Source organism: Paenibacillus sp. 2TAF8 (genome assembly GCF_052114825.1).
Classification (GTDB): Bacteria; Bacillota; Bacilli; order Paenibacillales; family Paenibacillaceae; genus Paenibacillus.
Map to the genome: position 1 here is coordinate 60,504 of NZ_JBFRFN010000014.1, position 20,766 is coordinate 81,269.

Consider the following 20,766-nt stretch of genomic DNA (forward strand, 5'->3'; position numbering starts at 1 on the left):
GAAAGCTGCATCGGAAGCATAAGCTTATCACTGGATTTTAACCTTGAATAAAGGAATAAAAAATCTGGGGATAACAGCGATCGGAAGGTTATTCTGTCATCGGAGTGTTTAGTGTGAAATCTTAAATTCAACTTATATAGCAAGAAACAGTTTCATGACTGAGAGGAGGATGAACCTATGGCGGATGCACTCGTAATCGTGGAGTCGCCCTCAAAGGCGAAGACGATAGGCAAATATTTAGGCAGCAAGTTCATCGTGAAAGCTTCGATGGGACATGTACGTGATTTGCCAAAGAGTCAGATCGGCGTTGAGGTAGAGAATGATTTTAATCCGAAATATATTACGATCCGCGGTAAAGGTTCAGTACTGAAGGAACTTAAGGATGCACGTAAAAAAGTGAAAAAAGTGTATCTCGCAGCTGACCCGGATCGTGAGGGTGAAGCCATTGCCTGGCACTTGGCACACGCGCTTGAACTGGATGACACGGCTGATTGCCGGGTCGTATTTAATGAAATCACCAAACAGGCGGTTAAGGACGCTTTCAAAACGCCGCGTAAAATTAATATGGATTTGGTCAACGCTCAACAAGCCAGACGGATTCTGGATCGGCTCGTTGGATATAAGATCAGTCCACTCTTATGGAAGAAAGTGAAAAAAGGGTTATCTGCGGGACGTGTTCAATCCGTTGCGGTCAAAATTATTTTGGATCGTGAAAATGAGATTGATGAATTCGAACCGGAAGAGTACTGGAGCATTACTGCCAAACTGAGTGCCGATGGCAATCCGTTTGAAGCGAAGTTTCATAAGTTAAACGGAACCAAAACCGAGCTTGGCAGTGAAGAGGAAGTCCAAGCGATTCTGAAACAGATCGAAGGCGCCGACTTTACGATCAAGGAAGTGAAAGAGAAGGAGCGCACGCGCAATCCTTCTGCGCCATTTACGACAAGTTCACTGCAACAGGAAGCGGCACGTAAACTTAATTTTCGGGCTTCCAAGACGATGTCTGTTGCACAACAGCTTTATGAAGGTGTAGATCTTGGAAAAGAAGGCACAGTCGGTCTCATTACGTATATGCGTACAGACTCGACTCGTATCGCCGTTTCCGCACAGGAAGAAGCGAAAGAATACATCATTGGCAAGTATGGGGAGACGTTTGCACCCGAGAGCCCGCGGAATTACTCCAAAAAGGCTTCAAACGCGCAGGATGCGCACGAAGCAATTCGTCCAACTTCCATTTTGCGTGATCCAGATTCGATTAAATCGTTCATGAGTCGCGATCAGTTCCGTTTATACAAGTTAATTTGGGAACGTTTTGTAGCAAGTCAGATGTCTTCTGCTATTTTGGATACACTTTCGGTAGATATTGCTGCTGGAGATACGATTTTCCGTGCAGCAGGTTCCAAGGTGTGCTTCCAGGGATTCATGAAAGTGTATGTTGAAGGTAACGACGATGGTACAACAGAGGAAGATCGTTTGCTGCCTCCACTCAAAAGCGGGGACGTGCTGGAAAAGCAGGAGATCGAGCCTAAACAGCACTTTACGCAGCCTCCACCCCGTTATACAGAAGCACGGCTGGTTAAAACCTTGGAAGAGCTCGGTATAGGTAGACCGAGTACTTATGCGCCGACACTGGAGACCATTCAGAAACGCGGATATGTTGCGATCGAAGAGAAGAAATTTATGCCGACAGAGCTGGGAGAGCTGGTCATCGAACAGATGGAAGAGTTTTTTCCGGAAATTCTGAATGTTGAGTTTACCGCTAACATGGAAGGCGATCTCGACCATGTGGAGGAAGGCTCTGAAGACTGGGTTAAAGTGCTGGCTGAATTCTATGAATCTTTCGAGAAACGGCTGGAGTTCGCCGAAGAAGAAATGAAAGAGATCGAGATTGAAGACGAGGTATCGGATGAGATCTGTGAGAAATGTGGCAAGCCTCTCGTTTATAAACTAGGTCGTTTTGGGAAATTCCTCGCATGCTCAGGATTCCCTGACTGCCGCAATACGAAACCAATCATTAAAGATATCGGTGTAACTTGTCCGAAGTGTAAGGAAGGGCATGTCGTAGAACGGCGAAGTAAAAAAGGTCGTATATTCTATGGTTGTGACAAATATCCGGAATGTGATTTTGTTTCATGGGATAGACCTTCAGCTAAGCCTTGTCCAAGCTGCGGATCGTTAATGATTGAGAAACGGAACAAAAAAGGGACAAGATTACAATGTACTTCATGTGATCATCAGGAGCCGGTAGAAGAGCCGGATGATGAATCAACGGATTAGCATATTATGGGGGTAAACGATTTTGACAAGTGAACAACAAGTAGTAACGGTTATCGGTGCCGGACTGGCTGGATCAGAAGCAGCATGGCAGATTGCCAGCCGCGGTGTACGTGTGAAATTGTATGAGATGAGACCGGTTGTCAAAACGCCGGCTCATCATACGGATAAGTTTGCAGAACTCGTCTGCAGTAACTCTCTGCGTGCCAATGGATTGGCTAATGCAGTTGGCGTGTTGAAAGAAGAAATGAGAATGTTGAACTCGCTCGTGCTGGGTGCAGCCGATCGACATGCTGTACCGGCAGGTGGAGCACTAGCTGTTGACCGGGACGGTTTCTCGGGTGAGATTACATCAACCCTGCATCAGCATCCACTTATTGAAGTAGTAAACGAAGAACTTACTTCACTTCCAGAGGACGGGATTGTTGTTGTTGCGACTGGTCCATTGACTTCGCCAGCATTGTCCGAGCAGATTAAGGCATTGATGGGTGAGGAATACTTCTATTTCTATGATGCTGCTGCTCCGATCATTGAAAAAGATTCAATCGATATGAACAAGGTATATCTTGCCTCTCGTTATGACAAAGGAGAAGCGGCTTATCTGAACTGTCCAATGACGGAGGAAGAGTTTGACATTTTTTATGAAGCTCTTATTACCGCGGAGGTTGCACAGCTTAAAGAATTCGAAAAAGAAATCTATTTCGAAGGTTGCATGCCCATTGAAGTCATGATGAAACGGGGTAAACAAACGGCGTTGTTTGGTCCAATGAAACCGGTAGGTCTGCTTAACCCGCATACAGGTGAATTGCCTCATGCTGTAGTGCAACTCAGACAGGATAATGCGGCGGGCACGTTGTATAACTTGGTTGGTTTTCAAACCCATCTGAAATGGGGAGAACAGAAGCGTGTCTTCTCTTTGATTCCAGGTCTTGAGAATGCAGAGTTCGTTCGTTACGGTGTTATGCACCGGAATACATTTATTAATTCGCCGAAACTGCTTCGTCCAACGTACCAGTTTAAGGAACGTCCTAATCTGTTCTTTGCTGGTCAGATGACAGGAGTAGAAGGATATGTTGAATCAGCAGCATCCGGCCTTATTGCTGGGATGAACGCAGCTAAAGCGGCGCTCGGGCAGGAACTTGTCGTCCTGCCTGTGGAAACTACATTAGGCAGCATGGCTCAATATATTACGACTGCAGATTTCAAGCACTTCCAACCAATGAATGCTAATTTTGGTTTGCTACCGAAGTTGGAAACTAGAATACGTAACAAAAAAGAAAAAAATGAAGCACTTGCTAACCGTGCACTGGATGGGATCGCCAGATTTGCTGCTTCAGAAGGTCTAACCGTTCCGGAACGCGTATAAATTATTCGTGGGGGGAGCTGATATTATGGATATGTCATTTCATGCTACAACGATCTGTGCTGTTCGTCATAATGGCAAGGCTGCGATTGCGGGCGATGGTCAGGTAACCATGGGCCAGAGCGTTGTAATGAAGAACACAGCCAAAAAAGTAAGACGTTTATATCGTGGACAGGTTGTTGCCGGATTTGCAGGTTCAGTGGCCGATGCGATTACCCTGTTTGAGAAATTTGAAGGTAAACTGGAAGAACATCATGGGAATTTGCAGCGGGCTGCGGTAGAGCTTGCGAAGGACTGGCGGCAAGATCGGATTCTGCGGAAACTCGAAGCATTGCTGATTGTAATGGACAAAACAGGAATGCTGCTTATTTCAGGTGGTGGCGAGATTATTGAGCCGGATGATGATATCATTGCGATCGGTTCAGGCGGTAATTTTGCTCTCTCAGCTGCGCGGGCACTTAAACGTCATGCTGGACAGATGGAAGCAAAAGATATCGCGCGTGAGTCTCTTCAGGTGGCTTCAGAGCTTTGTGTATACACGAATAGTAATATTATCGTCGAAGAATTGTAAGAACGAAGAAATCTCCCGTACAGGATCATGATGCTGCATCTGCTCCGGTCTACGTTAAGGAGATTCTTTGTTCTTGCAGCGAAATGGATGTAAACATATTTGCAGGAGGGAAGCATATGAACACTCAAGCCTTAACGCCAAGACAGATTGTTACCGAACTTGATAAATACATCGTAGGTCAAAAACAGGCAAAAAAATCAGTAGCAGTAGCGCTTCGTAATCGCTATCGGCGCAGCCTTTTACCAGAACATACACAGGATGATATCGTACCTAAAAATATATTGATGATTGGACCTACGGGTGTTGGTAAAACGGAGATTGCACGTCGTCTAGCGAAACTGGTAGGGGCGCCTTTTGTCAAAGTTGAAGCTACCAAGTTTACCGAAGTGGGATATGTTGGGCGTGATGTAGAATCCATGGTTCGGGACTTGATCGAAACATCTCTGCGTATGGTCAAGCTGGAGCGCACTGAAAAAGTGAAGGATAAAGCGGAAGAAGCGGCTAATGAGCGCATCGTACATATTTTGGCTCCTTCCCAGTCTAAGTCCAAAAGCCAGCGTAATCCGTTTGAGATGATCTTTGGTAATAACGGGAATGGAAATACTGCTCAGGAGCAAGAAGAGCCAGAACCCGATTCAGGTGTTGCGGAACGTCGTCGTAAAATCAGATTTGATCTGTTGTCTGGTAAACTGGAGGATGACATTATTGAAATTGATGTAGAAGACAGTACACCGAACATGATGGATATGTTTGCTGGTCAGGGTAATGATCAGATGGGCATGAATATGCAAGAGATGTTTGGTAGCCTGCTTCCGCGTCGTACGAAGAAACGTAAACTGGCCATTAAGGAAGCTCGTAAAGTGCTTATCCAGGAAGAAGCGAGCAAATTAATTGACATGGATGATGTGACGCAGGAGTCCATAAGACGCGCAGAACAGACAGGCATTATCTTCATCGATGAGATCGACAAGGTAGCCAGTCAAGGCCGCGGAAGTGGCCCGGATGTCTCCCGTGAGGGTGTTCAGCGTGATATTCTACCGATTGTAGAAGGTTCGACGGTGATGACCAAGTATGGGCCTGTCAAAACGGATTACATTTTGTTTATGGCGGCAGGTGCATTCCATGTGGCCAAACCTTCGGATCTGATTCCTGAGCTTCAGGGCCGTTTCCCTATTCGTGTAGAGTTGAACAGTCTTACTCTGGAGGAGTTTGTTTCTATCCTGACCGAACCTCAGAATGCGCTAACGAAGCAATATGTTGATTTGCTCCGAACAGAGAATATTGAGATTGAGTTTTCTGAAGAGGCGATCAGGGAGATTGCCAAACTGGCGGAATCAGTGAACCAAAATACAGAGAATATTGGGGCTCGTCGTCTGCACACTATTTTGGAGAAACTTTTGGAGGATTTGTCCTTTGAGGCTCCTGAGCTTACGCTAGAGCGCATGGTGATTACACCGGAGTATGTACGTGAAAAGTTAAATGATATCGCAACTGATCGGGATTTAAGCCAGTATATTCTTTAATCATAGTCATCTGCGTTTAAGTCTATGTAACTATACCAAGTCATAAGATCATTATTTTAATTGGAAAATAGGGTTGTACCTGAGAAGCAGGGGCATTCATCAACATGTTCTGTATTTATTGCAGATTATGCTGTGCAGATGTTCTGTTTATCAGTACAACCCTTTTATTTTATTATCATCTAACAGTTTTCGATCATTAGACCGATAAAAGAGTAGTGGTAATCATTGGTGCTAGAATCTAGGACTTGTGCCGCATAAGTATTGATATAAAGGGTAGTGGATTAGTGGGCATTCTCATTTTTCATCCACCATGTATTTCCATTAAAAGAATTTTAATTATTTAAATGTTATCTGTTGTTATGTATTCTAACTGAGAAAACTTGCGCAAATACGCAAAACGTCGTTTTGTGGAAAACGGAGAAGGCATCAATTGATTTACAATTATAAATTAGTAGTGACCCATACAATTGTTAAGAAAGTGTTGCGTGAAAAATGAGGTATCCAATGAATTCTTATACATGAAACACGGAAAAAAACAGATTTGACTTCATAAAATTACATTTTGTTATGAGCTTAAAACCTTAATGTGGCGGTAAAAAATGCTAAACTTAACAAACATTTATCCTTCTCAAGTAGCGTGCATTTGGATGTGTTTAGACCGAAAAGCAAGCAGGGAAAATGAGTTTTATTTTAAGAATGTTTAAGGATGGACCACTAGATTGTTAACACATTTTTGATTTGGGACTGAATATTTACGAAAAAAATCATAATTTGCAGAAAATACACAAAAAGCCCTCTCTTTCAGAAAAGATAGGGCTTTTTTCTTATTGTAATATATCCCAAACTCGAAGAAACTTATGTTATACGACAACATCAGAGTTAATTCTACTTAAGTCCTAGAAAACCGTGTAAACACGAATGTTTTTGTCGAAAAAACAACAGTATTTTCGCACAAAATGATTCAATCTTTTTCCATATATACTAATGAGAGGAGGGGTATCGTGAATCTTTTAAATGATATTAGCTTTAAAAGATTACAAGGTGCACTCGATGCGTCGAACATGAGACAACGAACGATTGTTGACAACGTAGCGAACGCTGACACCCCGTATTTCAAGCGATCAGACGTTTCTTTTGAAGAAATGTTACAGGAACAGATGAACGGTGATTTGCCTGTTCTTAAAGGTAAAGTAACGGATCCGAGGCACATTGTCATAGGTCCTTCCTCTTCAGTACCAACACCAGTAGTTAATATGGACCAGTCCACCTCCATGAATAACAACCAGAACAACGTGGACATCGATAGAGAAATGAGCCTTCTGGCGGACAATCAGTTGCGTTATAACGCTTATATTCAGCAGGTTAACGAACAAATTAAAATGATGCGAGTAGGCGTAGAAGGGAGATAACCACGTTGAACATTAGCAACAGTTTTGGAATCAGTGCCTCGGCTCTTACGGCTCAACGTTTGCGTATGGACGTCATTTCTTCCAATATTGCCAATGCTGAAACCACGCGCGCGAGCATGTCGAATGGGGTCGCAGTTCCGTACAAACGGAAAATGGTGGTGCTTGAACCGAATAAACCGTCCTTTAGTACGATGCTGCAAAATCAGATGCGTGGCGGAGGTTCAGGTGACGGAGTCAGAGTAACTGAGATTCGGGATGATCAGTCACCTTTCAAACCGGTCTATGACCCGACTCATCCGGATGCCAATGCAGAAGGTTATGTATTCATGCCTAATGTGGATATTGCAAAAGAGATGGTCGATATGATCTCGGCTTCGCGTTCTTATGAGGCTAACGTTACTGCACTGAATTCAACGAAGGCGATGATTTCCAAAGCACTGGAAATTGGAAAAGGCTAACTGTTGCATCCTTCGACAACCAATAAATAGAAGAGATAAGGGGAGGGACATTCATGATTCAGAACAATATGTTTAACACTCAGGGAGTTCAGCCGTTGCAGATGAAGAGCGCGGCGACTGAAAACAAACCTTCTACACCAGCCGAAAGCATTCAGAGCTTCGGTACATACTTACAAAATGCGTTGGGTTCTGTCGCAGCACAGGAAACTCAGGCGCATGAAATGTCAAATCAATTTTTGGTAGGCAAGGCGAATGTAGATCAGGTGTTGATTGCTTCGGAACAAGCTCTGCTTAGTCTGCAATTCACCACTCAGGTACGCAACAAAGTGGTTGAGGCATATCAAGAGGTTATGCGCACGCAATTATAAGAGTTCATTTGCGCACACTGTAGCGCTGATCATTACGACAAGCAGCTGCGATGCTGCTCCTGATCAAAGCTAGGAGAACGCTCGGGCTTTTGTCAGGACAGACTAAGCAAAGTTTCGGATGGGGTGACAGAGTGAATGAGAGAATTGCCCAGTACAGAGACAAGGCATCACAGTACTGGAATAGCTTTAGCAAAAAGCAGAAAACATTATTTATTTCAACCTTCTTATTTCTGATTTTGGCAGCAGTGGTTCTCACGATGCAGTTATCCAAGACAGAGTATGAAGTTGCGTTCAAAGATTTAAATGCAAGTGATTCAGCTGGTGTAATCAATTATCTGAACTCTTCTAATATCCCATATAAACTTAGCGAGGACGGAAAAAGCATTTCTGTTCCTAGCACAGATGTAGCCTTAACCAAAGTAAATATCGGGTCTCAAGGTATCATTCAAAACGGTTCGCTGGGTTATAAAGCATTTGAAAGCTCATCATCACCAATCGGAATGACGGATAAAGAGTTTGATGTGAAATATAACAATGCGTTAAACGGAGAAGTTGAAAAACTGCTTCAGCGCATGCAGGGGATTCAAGATGCGAAAGTCCTTGTCAATATGCCAAAGGATAACATTTTTGCAGGTCTGGAAGAGCAGGATAAAGCATCGGCTTCCGTAGCATTGCAGTTTAAACCAGGGTACCATCCTAACCAGGCAGCAGTGGATGGGTATTTTAATTTGGTTAAAACAGCCATTCCAAACCTTCCAATCGAGAATATCACCATCACGAACACGGATGAGGCTGAACTGATTCCAACCGCTCGCGGTGGCAGTGGCGGCTTGTCATCTGAAGTCCAGGAAAACATGGCGTTACAGAAAAAGTTTGAGAGCGAAGTGCGCAACAACGTTAAACAATTCCTCTCTCAAATTGTAGGTGAGGACAAGGTCAACGTGTTGGTTTTCTCAAAACTGAACTTTGATAAAGTAACCAGTAAAGAAAACATGGTTTCGCCTGTTGATCAAGAGAATATGAAGGGCATCGAAATCAGCGTGCAGCAAATTCAGAAGAGTTACACTGGCGGAGGAACTCCGACAGGTGGTGTAGCAGGAACTGGCCAACAGGACGTTCCGGGGTATCCTTCTTCTGATTCAAATAGCAATGCGAATTCTGAAGAATCATCAAGCACGATCAACTATGAAGTGAATCGAATTGCTAGAGATATCATTTCAAGCCCATATACTGTAAAAGATTTAACCATCAACGTGGCGGTTGAACCACCCGCAGGGCAAAATGAGTTGCAACAGCCCGTTCGAGATGCAATTGAAAATATTCTAGTTAATATCGTTCGAGCATCATTGGCAGACTCAGGCACAACAATAACTGACGCAGACCTAACAAAGAAAGTATCAGTTATGTCACAAGGGTTTGCAACGGCTGGAGATACAAATACGGGCTTCCAGTTAACACCTGCAATGATGTGGGGTGGAGGAGCGCTGATTGCGGTCTTAATCGCAGCAGTAGTTATTTTGTTGGTACGTCGTCGTCGTAAACAAAATGAAATTCTAGAAGAGGAAGAAATTCCGCTTCCAGTAGCAACAGAGTTCCCGTCCATAACACTGGACAGTGTGACGAACGAAAGTCAGGTACGCAAACAATTGGAGAGTTTGGCCAAGAAAAAGCCGGACGAATTCGTCAATCTGCTGCGTACGTGGCTGGCTGACGAATAGAGGTGAAGACATTGGCAAAAGCAGGCAATGCAGGATTAACTGGCAGACAAAAAGCAGCAATATTGTTGATTACATTAGGTCCGGAAGTATCTGCTCAAATCTTCAAACATTTGCGTGATGAGGAGATTGAACAGCTTACGTTGGAAATTGCCAACGTGCGCAAGGTTGACGCATCCGAAAAAGACATGATTATGTCGGAGTTTCATCAGATTTGCTTGGCGCAGGAGTACATCTCTCAGGGTGGTATTACCTATGCTAAAGAAATTTTGGAGAAAGCACTCGGTTCCACTAAAGCGCTTGAAGTTATCAATCGTTTGACAGCTACGCTGCAAGTTAGACCTTTTGATTTCGCGCGGAAAGCTGATCCGARTCAAATTCTGAACTTTATTCAGAATGAAAGTCCGCAAACGATTGCGCTTGTGTTGTCTTATCTGCAATTTGAGCAAGCGGCAGCAATTCTCTCCTCCCTTCCTCAGGAGAAACAAGCCGATGTTGCTCGCAGAGTAGCCGTGATGGACAGTACTTCACCAGAAGTTATTTCACAGGTGGAACGTGTGCTGGAACAGAAGCTGTCCTCGACAGTAACACAGGATTACACAAATGCGGGCGGTATCGAATCCATCGTTCAGATTTTGAATGGTGTCGATCGGGGGACGGAACGTACAATTTTGGACTCCCTCGAGATTCAGGATCCGGAACTTGCAGAAGAGATCAAAAAACGGATGTTTGTGTTCGAAGACATCGTCAATGTGGACGATCGTTCCATTCAACGTATTATTCGGGATATCGACAATGCGGATCTGCAGCTTGCACTCAAAGTCGCGAGCGAAGAAGTGCGTGAAGCTGTATTCCGTAATATGTCGAAACGGATGTCTGAAACATTCAAGGAAGAGATGGAATTCATGGGCCCTGTGCGGCTGCGTGATGTGGAGGAAGCTCAGACACGTATCGTAGGTACGATCCGCAGATTAGAAGAATCTGGTGAGATCATTATCGCTCGTGGCGGAGGAGATGATATCATTGTCTAATTTGATTAAATCTTTCCAGTATGTCCCAGTCGGAGACCATAAGAAGCTCGAAAATCATCACTATTATGGTGGTGAGGATGAGACGGGATTGGATGAGGACGGCACGGCAGTTTCTGAAGTGGAAGAGCTTCGGGCACAAGTGGATGAAGAGACAGAACGTCTCACTGCTGAAATGCTGGAGGATGCCAAGGAGTTTGCGGAAAAGCAGGTGCGTGATGCTTCGGAAGAAGCAGAGCGAATGCTTCTGGAAGCCCGAGAACAGATTGATCGCTGGTGGCAGGAACAACGAGAGCAGGATGAACATCTGACCGAAGCTCTCCGCGCCCAAGGTTTTCAGCAAGGGTTTGAAGAGGGACGAGCACAGGCCGAACTGGATCTCCAGGTGAAGATCGAAGAGATGATGAACGAAGCACAAAGCGTGCTTCAGGAAGCTTATGTTGCCAAAGAACAGATTATTCAGGAAGCAGAGCCGTTTCTTGTTGAACTTGCATGCGGCATCGCGGAGAAAGTTATAGATAAACAGCTTACAGTAGAGCCTGAACACACGCTTGAGCTGATACGTCAGAGTTTGTCTAGAAAAAGAGAGCAAGGACAGATCGCACTCTGTGTAGCACCTGAACAGTTCTCTTTTGTACAGGCTGCCCGGGAGGAACTGGCTCTTTCGATTGATTCACAAGCAGAATTGCAAATTTTGCCTGATGCTACGGTTAAAGATAAGGGTTGTGTCATCCGTTCTTCATTTGGAAGTGTTGATGCAAGAATTGATACACAGCTTGCCGAGATCAAAAAAGAACTGATCCGCATAGCACTTGAGGATGAGGAGCGAAGACATCAACATGAAGGTTCTTAGTTCACAGCGTTATATGGAGCATCTGCGACAATTTGATCCTGTGCGTATAAACGGAAAAGTAACTCAGGTTATTGGACTTATGGTGGAATCAGAGGGTCCGGACGCCAGCATTGGGGATGTGTGTTACATCTACCCTGGTAAATCTGCCAAGCCGTTGCAGGCTGAAGTTGTAGGGTTCCGGGATAACAAGGTGTTGCTTATGCCTCTGGGGGAACTTCAATCCATCGGTCCCGGTTGTGATGTAGTCGGAACAGGTAAACCGCTAGGTGTGCAAGTAGGATCTGAATTGCTCGGTAAAGTGCTGGATGGACTTGGTCAGCCGCTTGACGGTTCATTGTTGCCATCCAGGATGCCGATGTATTCCACTTCAAACACACCTGTGAATCCTATGGACAGACCACGTGTGCTTGAGACGATGAGTGTGGGCGTGAGAGCAATTGACGGTTTGCTTACTGTAGGTAAAGGGCAACGGGTTGGTATTTTTGCCGGTTCAGGCGTTGGTAAAAGTACTTTGATGGGCATGATTGCCCGTAATACGGCAGCAGATGTGAATGTAATTGCACTGGTGGGTGAGCGTGGACGTGAGGTTCGTGACTTTATCGAGCGTGACCTTGGTCCGGAAGGCCTTGAACGCTCTGTCGTCATCGTGGCAACATCAGACCAGCCGGCTCTGATTCGAATCAAGGGTGCTGTAATAGCAACAACGATTGCGGAGTATTTCAGAGATCGCGGCATGAACGTGATGTTAATGATGGATTCGGTTACCCGTTATGCCATGGCTCAGAGGGAAGTCGGCTTGGCTGTAGGGGAACCACCCGCGATGAGAGGTTATACGCCTTCCGTTTTTGCAAGTCTTCCAAAACTGCTGGAACGCGCAGGAACAGGGCCAACAGGTTCCATTACCGCCTTTTATACCGTTTTGGTTGATGGGGATGACATGAACGAACCGATTGCAGATGCAGTCCGGGGAATATTGGACGGTCATATTGTGTTGAACCGCGCGATAGCCAATAAAGGTCATTTTCCAGCGATTGATGTACTTGCAAGTATCAGTCGGGTCATGAAGGACATTGCTCCCGAAGACCAGATTGATGCGGTCAACAATATGAAACGTTTGATGGCGGTGTACAAGGAATCCGAAGATTTAATCAACATCGGTGCTTATCAACGTGGATCAAATGCAGCCATTGATGAAGCAATGGATCAAATTGATCATATCTGGAATTTTACGAAGCAAAAAGTCGATGAAAAAGTAACGTTAAGTGAAGTGCAGGAGCGTTTGATTCTTGAATTCGCAAGGAGATGAAGAGTGAACGATGAAATTTCGATATCATTTCCAGAAGGTTGTTGACCTGAAAAGCAATGAGAAGACACAGGCAGAATGGATGTTATCCACAGCGATTGGTAAACTCCAGACGGAAGAAGAACATTTGTTGCAATTGATCAATGATCGAACTAATCTGATGAACATTATTCAATCAGCAACTGAAAACTGTGCTTCCGTATCCAGTTTGCAGGAAATGCAGCGATATGCTTATCATCTTGATGAATGTATATCGCGTAAGAACAGTGATGTCGAGCACGCTCAAGTCAATGTGCAGCGGAATCAGAACTTTCTGAATGGTAAAGTGATTGACGAAAAAGTGTGGCTTGGAGCGAGAGATAAGGCCAAAGGCAGATTTCAACAGGAGATGCTCCTCCGGGAACAGAACGATCTGGACGAGATGGCTACTGTACGCTTCGCCGCCAAAGCTCGCGCGAACTGATGTGAGCCGGGATGCGAAGTTGTCTCGTGAAGGAGGAATGAACGGTGGCTGTTAATGACACTGATATCGAAAAAGAATCCGGGAGTGGATGGGAAAAGTTTCTGATGATCTCGATCCCGATTGTATTTACGGTTGTGCTGTTAGGGGTATTGCTTACCCTATTTAATGTAGATGTTCGGAATAACGCGCTTGAACTTGCCAAAAAAATTCCTGTAGTCAAAAACTGGGTGCCCGATCCGGTGCTTGATCCTGAGAAGGAGCAGCTGGAGAAGAGCGAAAAGCAGGTTGAAAGCGCAGAAGCAACGATTGAGAAATTGAAATCCCAAGTAACTGCGAAAGAAGCTGAACTGAAAGCGGCTAAAGATGCAGCTTCCGCGGAGACGCAAAAAACGGCTGAATTGCAAAAGAAACTGGATGACGCTAACAAGGCAGCTGAAACGGTAGCAACTGCACAACCAGAGAGCGAAAGTGACTATCAGAAACAGATAAAAAGCCTGGCTAAGATGTATGCTGATATGAGCCCGAGCAAAGCCGCACCGATTCTGCAAAATATGACAAATGAAGAAATGGTGCTTATGTTAAACGCGATGCAGTCGACTGCCCGAACGAAGGTGCTGGAAAAGATGGATCCGAAAACGGCAGCTGATGTGAGCATGCTAATGAAAGATGCCAAACCTTCAGGCGATCTTGCTTTGGATGCACTACAGTCCCGTTTGAAAAAGGAAACAGCAGCGGCATCTACAACGACTTCTAATAGTAAAAATTTGGATAAAAATCAGTTGAGCCAAACCTTTGCCTCCATGTCTGCATCAAGCGGAGCCAAACTTTTGCTCGAAACGTATAAAATAAGCCCGGACAAAACATTGACTATACTTAACTCAGTCAATGATGCGACACGATCACAACTGCTTGAGAATATGTCAAAAGAAGATTCGGTTGCAACAGCCAAGGTGTTGAATCGGCTGATGGGGAACAAGTAACAGTTTTAATCTTACCGCATGGAGGGGAGGTGAAAAAATGTCACTCGTATATCAAATGAATGCCGGAGCTTCTTCAAAAACTTCTGGTTCTACGCAGGCATCTACAGCACAGTCCAAAGGTTCAGTTACAGAAACTGGCGGCGAGTTCTTGCAGACACTGGCACAATCATTGGCTAGTGGAACAGGCGAAGGTAGCACTGATTCAACAAATGGTACAGTAACAGCGAAAACGTCTGCTCCCCTGATGTTTACTTTTGCTTCAGACACTGAAGGGAGTAACACATCTTTAACGGAAACGTTAAGTTCATTATTTGTTGATACTGATTCATCGGATTTAAGTGGAAAGCTTGAAAAGTTATTTGGTGATCTGGATACGTTAGATGAAGCTTTGGAAAATGATCCGGCTTTGCTTGCAGGTCTTCAATCGTTGATCCAGCAATTGTATGCACTATTAAATAATAATTCAGACAGCAATCAGCAGACAACGTTGAGCGAAGTCACTTCTAATCTGGATCAAGCTGCTAAATCTGTATCTGCTGTTGAGCTTTCTCAGCATCCTGCTGCAGTCCGATTTGTACTACAGGACGTGTTAACACAATTGGCAGCAGAAGTTTTAAAACCAGACAGTGCTGCGTTGAAACGTGCTCCTGAATTCCAACAATTACTTCAGCAGTTACAAGGTCAGTTGAAGGAAGCTGGAGTCGAAACGGATGGCAAAAAAGGCTGGTCTGAACTTAAATCGATACTAGATACGTTCTCACTGCAAAAAGATCCGTCTATTCAAGGATCAGGTGCTGCTTCGACAACATTGTCCAAAACAGAAGCAAAGACATCTCAGATCACTGCACAATCAGGGATTCAAGTAGAATCCAAAGCAACAGCACTTACAGCTAAGTCCGATTCAACATCCGTTATCGATGTGGATCCGGTGACCCATCAATCTAACATTGTAACAGCTGGAGAATTATCCTTGCGAAGCTCAGGTACAACAGCCGGTAAGCCCGCAGAGCCTGTTATGCAAGCTACAAATTTTGCTAAGGAAATGACACAGTTTGTGGTGAGTAAGCTGGATATCGTGAATCAAAAAGGATTTTCCGAAGCTACAATCTCACTTCGTCCAGAGCATTTGGGGAAATTGGATGTACAGATCACGTTACAAAACGGACAATTGGTTGCTAGGTTCATGACAGAACATGTCATGGCGAAAGACATGCTCGAACAACAGATGATGCAGCTTCGTTCCTCGCTACAGTCACAGGGCATTCAAGTGGAGCGACTCGAAGTAACTCAGAACAGTTCGCTTGGATCCGAAATGTATCAGGATGGGGGTCGTCAACAAGGAAACCAATCTCAGCAGCAACGCCGTTCCCGTGAGCGTGGGGAGCATACCGATGAAGCTGTAACAGCAGCCGGACTGCAAGAAGAGTTGCGCAACTGGCGTAGTGAACAAGTGGAAGGTAATGAAATAAGGCGAGATTCATTTAGTGCAGAGGCTTAAACAGGGATGAGGTGAATATATGGCAAATGAAATTTTCTCTACAAATAATGTGTGGCCCAACTACTCAGCTGCGAATAAAGCGACAACAAGTGCTGCAACCAAAGAGCTTGGTAAAGATCAATTTCTCAAAATATTGATTACTCAGTTGCAGAATCAAGATCCAATGCAGCCGATGGAAGATAAAGAGTTCATCGCTCAAATGGCCCAATTTAGCTCCGTGGAGCAACTTGTAAACATCTCTACACAGCTTAAAACATTGAATCAGTCACTTGGGGCCGTATCAGGTATGATTGGTATGGAGATCAGCTGGCTTTCTTCTGACAAAACAGACAGTGGTGCACTTCGTCAAGGTATCGTGGACTCTATTATTGTGCGGGATGGTGTGCAGTACGCGAAAGTGGGCAAAGACGAAATCAAGCTGGATGAAATTATTCAAGTGAACCGTGCGAAGCAGGAGGAAGAGACGAAAGCCCCTGTTCAGGACATTCAAAATGAGACTGTGAATTCTAACGTCAGTGATCCATCCGATGTTAATGCCGAAATGAGTGAACCTGAAGAAGATCGAGAGCAAAGCATATGAGTGACCGTATAACAGTTGGTCAATTGTATACAGGACCTGTCACTCCCAATCTGCTCCGCAAACCCCAAGTGGGAGAAGTATCTAGTGCGCCGACCAAGCCCTTTGCTCAAGTGTTGGAAGATAATCTGCTCAAACTTAGCAACCATGCGGCTAAACGATTAGAACAGCGTGGTATTGAATTGAAAACCGAGCAAATGAAACAAATCGGTTCTGCTCTGGACAAGGCTGCTGCCAAGGGAGCCAAAGAGTCTCTCATTTTGATGCAGGATATGGCCTTTATCGTGAATGTCAAAAATCGTACTGTTGTTACAGCGATGGATAGTGCAAGTATGAAAGACAATGTCTTTACTCAAATCGATAGTGCTGTAATTATTTCTTGACCGGCTGGCCCTTCTCGGGAGCCGGAATGCCGCTGACCGATTGACGCGGTAACCATTTTAATGCTGGGAGGATTTTGTAAAATGTTGAAATCGATGTACTCAGGTGTTTCCGGGATGCGGGGTTTTCAAACGAAGCTGGATGTTATTGGTAATAATATTGCGAACGTAAATACGGTTGGATTTAAAGGAAGCCGTGTGATGTTCAAAGATATTATGAGCCAAACGACTTCAGGCGTCACTGCTCCAACGGATACCCCATCGGGTGGTGTTAATGCGCAGCAGATTGGCCTAGGTGTGTCGGTAGGTTCCATTGACACATTACACTTGGCAGGCAGTCCTATGACTACGAATAGACCTACTGACCTTCGCATTAACGGAGATGGATTTTTTCTGGTTCGTCTGAGTGAGGATCAAGAGGTTCCATACTTGACACGTGCAGGTAACTTTACACTTGATGCTGATCGCAACTTGGTTACCTCTGATGGTTTGTTTGTACTAGATAGTGGTGGAGGGAACATTCAGATTGGTGAAGACGTTGTTTCATTCACAATTGGTCAAGATGGATCGATTAACCAAACGATGGCTGACGGAACAACTGGGGCTGACGTACAGCTTGGTATTGGTAAGGTAGTGAACCCATCAGGCCTTGAGAAAATTGGCGGCAACTTGTATCGTATGACGGCGAATGCCAATCCGGATGGTGCGCTTGAACCGGTGACAGCAAATAGTGCAGAAAACGGCACGGGTGCTATCGTTGCGGGCCAGCTCGAAATGTCCAATGTTGATTTGACGAATGAATTTACCGAGATGATTGTTGCTCAGCGCGGTTTCCAAGCGAACTCCCGGATCATCACAACATCAGACGAAGTGCTCCAAGAGGTCGTTAACCTGAAACGTTAATAACTGATAGTAATTTTGAATGGTGGGGGAGCTTGCTCCTCCACTCTGATTGAGGGGGCTTAGCATGATTTCAGTTACGCGGTTAAATGGTTCTCCCATGTGGTTAAATGCGCTGATGGTCGAGATCGTGGAAGAGACGCCGGACACGTATATTACTCTGGTAACGGGAAAAAGACTGATCGTGCTTGAGAAGGCCGATGAAGTGATTTCCAAGATCAAAGAATACAACCGTGAAATTGGAGTTCAGGCAGCCACGATTAAAGTGCAGCAAACGGAGGAGTCCTGATGAAAAAGATGATGCCCTGGATTGCAACAGCATTGCTTGCAATCACACTCATTGTGGTCGTAGTTTTTGTATTTATGCAAGGTCAAGGCAAGAACGACAATACACATACGGCGGCAGCTGCTGAAGAAAAAAAGCTGACTGCAGATGAAATTGTAGAGGTTTCGTCCGAGCTTGGACAGATTAAGACCAATTTGGCTGATGCAGACCGTATTATTGTAGTTAGCTTCTCTTTCAAGCTAGCGGATAAGAAAGCCAAAGAAGACTTTGAGAAAATTAAAAGTATTACAGTGAAACCAATTATTATTCAGGCTCTAGCAGACACCAAAGCCGAGGAGCTTGGTTCGGCCAAAGGTATGAAACAATTCAATGAGCGACTGACAGGGCTAATTAATGAGGCATTGCCTGAGCCGAATTTGAAAAGCACTAGCGTATCAGACATTGTTATAGCACCTTTATAGTGAATAGAACAAGCTGTAGATTGGTAAGGGGGTGAGGACATGGTGGATGTATTATCACAAAACGAGATTGACGCCCTATTAGCAGCCCTTTCTTCAGGCGAAATGGACGCCGAAGAATTGAAAAAGGAAGAAACTCAGAAGAAAATCAGGTCTTACGATTTTAAACGGGCGGTTCGTTTCTCCAAGGATCACATTCGAAGTCTGACTCGTATTCACGAAAACTTTGCTCGTTTTCTCACCACTTATTTTTCGGCCCAGCTGCGGACGTTCGTTCAGATCAATGTCGTGCAGGTAGAACAGTTGCCTTATGACGAGTTTATCCGTTCTATTCCCAAAATGACGATTTTGAACATTTTCGAAGCGGAACCATTACAGGGACGAATGGTAATGGAAGTTCACCCTAACGTGGGATACGCGATGCTGGATCGTTTGCTTGGAGGTACGGGTAGTGCTCCGACCAAAATTGCAAGCATGACGGAAATTGAAACGACAATTATGGAGCGGATTTTCAGCCGAGCCTTCGAAAGTTTGCAGGAAGCTTGGAAGACAGTGCTGGATATCTCGCCAAGAATGGAAGCGTTGGAGACGAATCCGCAGTTTATGCAGATTGTATCCCCCAATGAGACCATTGCCTTGATCTCGCTAAGTACCAAAATTGGCGATACTACGGGCATGATCAATTTGTGTATACCGCATGTCGTTCTTGAGCCTATTATGTCCCGGTTGTCAACGCATCAGTGGTTTGTTTCGGAGAAGAAAACAAGAGCTCCGGAAGAGTACGATGCGTTGAGATCACGAGTAAACAAAGCCAAACTACCAGTTGTAGCCGAACTTGGTGAATCCAGAATTTCGATAGCTGAGTTTTTAGGGTTATCGGTTGGCGATGTGATTACGCTTAATAAACCGGTGGAAGAGGGGCTTTCCATTAAAGTTGGTGACAGGCTGAAGTATATCGGCAGTCCGGGAACCATTAAGGACCGTGTGGCTGTGCAAATAGATCAAGTTGTCACCGAAGGAGTTGAGGAATTTGACGAGTAAGGATTATTTATCCCAGGAAGAGATTGATGCTTTGCTTCGGCAATCGGAATCCATATCGAGTTCCGAGCCTGCTCAGAAAACGGTGGATGATTTTCTGACGGAACTGGAACAGGATGCCCTGGGGGAGATTGGTAACATTACATTTGGCAGTGCCGCAACTGCGTTGTCTACGTTGCTTGGCCTCAAAGTGGATATTACAACACCTAAAGTATCCATTATTAGTCGAACAGAGTTCGAAGAGGCATTCCCTAAACCTCACGTTGCTGTGCATGTAAATTACGTCGATGGATTTGAGGGAATTAACTCTCTGGTTATTAAAAAGAGAGATGCGCAAATTATCGCTGATCTAATGCTTGGTGGCGAGGGGAATCCTGCTGATGAAGATCTGAACGAGATTCACATTAGTGCCGTGCAGGAAGCAATGAACCAAATGATGGGATCTTCTGCCACATCTATGTCGACGATCTTCAACCGTTTTGTTAATATCTCTCCTCCAGGGATTGATATTCTCAATTTGGAAAGTGGCGAAGGTGTTACCAACCTCCCGCCAGATGAAACACTTATTCAAGTTTCGTTTCGTCTATTAGTAGGGGATTTGATTGACTCTAATCTGATGCAATTGCTCCCTGTGGATTTTGCTAAAAGCATGGTAGATATGCTGATAGGAGGAGCTCAGGAGTCCACATCGAGTGCACCTGTTGAGTCAACACCGGCGCCGACACCAGAACCAGCACCACCTGTTGCGCCTTCTGCTCCAACACCGCCACCGGTTATGGAACAGCCGCCAGCTCAGCAACAGATACCACCGCATGTTCCACAGCAGCCTGTTCAGGACTATAGTGGATATGGTCAAGCTCCGATGGGGATGCCTCCACAGCAACCATATGGTATGCCACCACAGCAGCCATACAATATGCCACCACAGCCAGCTTACGGTGAGCCTCAACACTATGGTGGTGCACCAAATAGGAATGTGAATGTACAACCTGTTCAATTCGCCAATTTGCAAAATGGGGCTTTTGCTCATGTAGACGAGAACAATTTGAATTTATTGATGGACATTCCCCTTAAAGTCACCGTAGAATTAGGAAGGACCCAAAAGCAAATTAAAGATATATTGGAATTATCACAAGGTTCGATTGTTGAACTGGATAAGTTAGCTGGTGAACCTGTCGATATTTTGGTCAATAACAAACTGATCGCCAAGGGAGAAGTTGTCGTCATTGACGAAAACTTCGGTGTTCGTGTTATAGATATTCTAAGCCAATGGGACCGTATTCAGAAATTACAATAAGCAAAATCTAGGGAGGATTTGAAC

At 44.8% G+C, this 20,766-nt stretch carries 21 protein-coding genes; all 21 read left to right on the top strand.

The features are described from left to right. Positions 1-177: 177 nt before the first annotated feature. The 21 genes from topA to fliY all read left to right on the top strand — a co-directional run bounded on the left by topA (position 178) and on the right by fliY (position 20,742). Entirely contained in the window at positions 178-2,277 is a 2,100-nt protein-coding gene (topA, locus tag AB4Z30_RS20050) for a type I DNA topoisomerase (protein WP_441929251.1), read from the top strand. 22 nt (positions 2,278-2,299) lie between these two features. Next, positions 2,300-3,640: an FADH(2)-oxidizing methylenetetrahydrofolate--tRNA-(uracil(54)-C(5))-methyltransferase TrmFO gene (gene trmFO, locus AB4Z30_RS20055; RefSeq protein WP_441929252.1), complete on the top strand. Its 1,341-nt coding sequence runs from the start codon at positions 2,300-2,302 to the stop codon at positions 3,638-3,640. A 25-nt stretch (positions 3,641-3,665) separates the two neighbouring features. Then, positions 3,666-4,208 (top strand): ATP-dependent protease subunit HslV, encoded by a 543-nt coding sequence (gene hslV, locus AB4Z30_RS20060; RefSeq protein WP_090923879.1) that lies wholly within the window; start codon positions 3,666-3,668, stop codon positions 4,206-4,208. 116 nt (positions 4,209-4,324) lie between these two features. Then, on the top strand, positions 4,325-5,731 hold the full coding sequence (gene hslU / locus AB4Z30_RS20065; protein WP_441929253.1) for an ATP-dependent protease ATPase subunit HslU: 1,407 nt from the start codon (positions 4,325-4,327) through the stop codon (positions 5,729-5,731). Positions 5,732-6,732: 1,001 nt separating this feature from the next. Continuing rightward, positions 6,733-7,140 (top strand): flagellar basal body rod protein FlgB, encoded by a 408-nt coding sequence (gene flgB / locus AB4Z30_RS20070; RefSeq protein WP_441929254.1) that lies wholly within the window; start codon positions 6,733-6,735, stop codon positions 7,138-7,140. A 5-nt stretch (positions 7,141-7,145) separates the two neighbouring features. Further along, positions 7,146-7,598 (top strand): flagellar basal body rod protein FlgC, encoded by a 453-nt coding sequence (gene flgC, locus AB4Z30_RS20075; RefSeq protein WP_441929255.1) that lies wholly within the window; start codon positions 7,146-7,148, stop codon positions 7,596-7,598. Between the two features lie 53 nt (positions 7,599-7,651). Then, positions 7,652-7,966: a flagellar hook-basal body complex protein FliE gene (gene fliE / locus AB4Z30_RS20080; RefSeq protein ID WP_441929256.1), complete on the top strand. Its 315-nt coding sequence runs from the start codon at positions 7,652-7,654 to the stop codon at positions 7,964-7,966. 131 nt (positions 7,967-8,097) lie between these two features. Next, positions 8,098-9,684 (top strand): flagellar basal-body MS-ring/collar protein FliF, encoded by a 1,587-nt coding sequence (gene fliF, locus AB4Z30_RS20085; protein WP_441929257.1) that lies wholly within the window; start codon positions 8,098-8,100, stop codon positions 9,682-9,684. Between the two features lie 2 nt (positions 9,685-9,686). Then, positions 9,687-10,712 (top strand): flagellar motor switch protein FliG, encoded by a 1,026-nt coding sequence (fliG, locus tag AB4Z30_RS20090; RefSeq protein ID WP_441929258.1) that lies wholly within the window; start codon positions 9,687-9,689, stop codon positions 10,710-10,712. Then, the gene (locus tag AB4Z30_RS20095) at positions 10,705-11,562 is read left to right on the top strand and encodes a FliH/SctL family protein (protein ID WP_441929259.1); all 858 of its coding nucleotides are present in this window, start codon (positions 10,705-10,707) and stop codon (positions 11,560-11,562) included. Before fliG ends, AB4Z30_RS20095 begins: the two co-directional genes overlap by 8 nt. Continuing rightward, positions 11,549-12,868, top strand: coding sequence for a flagellar protein export ATPase FliI (fliI, locus tag AB4Z30_RS20100; RefSeq protein ID WP_441929260.1), 1,320 nt, complete (start codon positions 11,549-11,551; stop codon positions 12,866-12,868). Before AB4Z30_RS20095 ends, fliI begins: the two co-directional genes overlap by 14 nt. Positions 12,869-12,878: 10 nt before the next feature. Beyond that, positions 12,879-13,328: a flagellar export protein FliJ gene (gene fliJ, locus AB4Z30_RS20105; protein WP_441929261.1), complete on the top strand. Its 450-nt coding sequence runs from the start codon at positions 12,879-12,881 to the stop codon at positions 13,326-13,328. A gap of 44 nt (positions 13,329-13,372) precedes the next feature. Continuing rightward, positions 13,373-14,308 (top strand): MotE family protein, encoded by a 936-nt coding sequence (locus tag AB4Z30_RS20110; protein WP_441929262.1) that lies wholly within the window; start codon positions 13,373-13,375, stop codon positions 14,306-14,308. A 37-nt stretch (positions 14,309-14,345) separates the two neighbouring features. Continuing rightward, on the top strand, positions 14,346-15,806 hold the full coding sequence (locus tag AB4Z30_RS20115; RefSeq protein WP_441929263.1) for a flagellar hook-length control protein FliK: 1,461 nt from the start codon (positions 14,346-14,348) through the stop codon (positions 15,804-15,806). A 19-nt stretch (positions 15,807-15,825) separates the two neighbouring features. Then, the gene (locus AB4Z30_RS20120) at positions 15,826-16,386 is read left to right on the top strand and encodes a flagellar hook capping FlgD N-terminal domain-containing protein (protein ID WP_441929264.1); all 561 of its coding nucleotides are present in this window, start codon (positions 15,826-15,828) and stop codon (positions 16,384-16,386) included. Next, a complete protein-coding gene (locus tag AB4Z30_RS20125) occupies positions 16,383-16,766 on the top strand; it encodes a TIGR02530 family flagellar biosynthesis protein (protein WP_441929265.1) in 384 nt (127 codons plus the stop codon). The genes AB4Z30_RS20120 and AB4Z30_RS20125 overlap by 4 nt, the downstream gene beginning before the upstream one ends. An 81-nt stretch (positions 16,767-16,847) precedes the next feature. Continuing rightward, positions 16,848-17,666: a flagellar basal body rod protein FlgG gene (gene flgG, locus AB4Z30_RS20130; protein ID WP_441929266.1), complete on the top strand. Its 819-nt coding sequence runs from the start codon at positions 16,848-16,850 to the stop codon at positions 17,664-17,666. Positions 17,667-17,730: 64 nt separating this feature from the next. Beyond that, positions 17,731-17,952 carry a flagellar FlbD family protein gene (locus AB4Z30_RS20135; protein WP_056700597.1) on the top strand — a complete coding sequence of 74 codons (222 nt, stop codon included), beginning with the start codon at positions 17,731-17,733 and terminating at the stop codon, positions 17,950-17,952. Beyond that, positions 17,952-18,410 (top strand): flagellar basal body-associated FliL family protein, encoded by a 459-nt coding sequence (locus tag AB4Z30_RS20140; RefSeq protein ID WP_441929267.1) that lies wholly within the window; start codon positions 17,952-17,954, stop codon positions 18,408-18,410. The genes AB4Z30_RS20135 and AB4Z30_RS20140 overlap by 1 nt, the downstream gene beginning before the upstream one ends. A 39-nt stretch (positions 18,411-18,449) precedes the next feature. Further along, on the top strand, positions 18,450-19,448 hold the full coding sequence (fliM, locus tag AB4Z30_RS20145) for a flagellar motor switch protein FliM (protein ID WP_441929268.1): 999 nt from the start codon (positions 18,450-18,452) through the stop codon (positions 19,446-19,448). Then, complete coding sequence (fliY, locus tag AB4Z30_RS20150) at positions 19,438-20,742, top strand: flagellar motor switch phosphatase FliY (protein WP_441929269.1); 1,305 nt, start codon at positions 19,438-19,440, stop codon at positions 20,740-20,742. The genes fliM and fliY overlap by 11 nt, the downstream gene beginning before the upstream one ends. Positions 20,743-20,766 lie beyond the last annotated feature (24 nt).